General features: G+C 65.7%; 1 protein-coding gene and 1 pseudogene. Both read right to left on the bottom strand.

Annotated features, from left to right (window positions below):
• Positions 1–557 (bottom strand): tetraacyldisaccharide 4'-kinase (gene lpxK / locus DBR24_RS24850; protein ID WP_128616057.1); only part of this gene is annotated, 557 nt, incomplete at its 3' end.
• Positions 557–629 (bottom strand): annotated as a pseudogene (locus tag DBR24_RS33655) (biopolymer transporter ExbD); the annotation flags it as partial. The gene lpxK and the pseudogene DBR24_RS33655, both read right to left, overlap by 1 nt.

Below are 629 nucleotides of genomic sequence, written 5' to 3'. Positions count from 1 at the left end.
CGCAACGGACCGGCCGGCAGGCAGCGTTTGTTTCCGAGGCCACGGGCGGCGTCGATCAGTACCAGTTCCAGATCCCGGGCCAGGCGGTAATGCTGCATGCCATCGTCGGAGAGAATCAGGTCCAGCGGCTCGCTGGCGAGCAAAGCTTTGACGGCGGCGCTGCGATCAGGGTCGATCATCAGAGGCACCCCGGTGCGCTGGACGATCAGCAGCGGTTCGTCGCCGGCGATGGCGGCGTGCTGGTCGGCTTCGACCCGCCACGGCAATTGCGGCGGCTTGGCACCGTAACCACGGCTGACCACGCCCACGCGCAAACCGCTGCGCCGGCAGTGCTCGATCAGCCAGAGGATCATCGGCGTCTTGCCGGTACCGCCGACGGTGATGTTACCCACGACGATCAGGGGCACCGGCGGCTGATAGATTGCGCCTTCACCATCAAGAAAGCGCCGACGTTTATTGACCACCACGCGGCGATACAACATTTCCAGCGGCCGCAACAGCGTCAGGGCCGGGTGCCCCTGATACCACGCGGCGAGCAAGCGATCGGACAGGCTCATCAGGATTTGGGCGCCGCCTCGACCGTGGTCATGCGCAGATGGCTGAAACCGAGCTTGCCGGCCGCGTCCATG

This window comes from Pseudomonas sp. HMWF006, assembly GCF_003061205.1.
In the GTDB taxonomy this organism is placed as follows: Bacteria; Pseudomonadota; Gammaproteobacteria; order Pseudomonadales; family Pseudomonadaceae; genus Aquipseudomonas; species Aquipseudomonas monsensis.
This window is presented reverse-complemented; position numbering and strand designations above follow the sequence as displayed.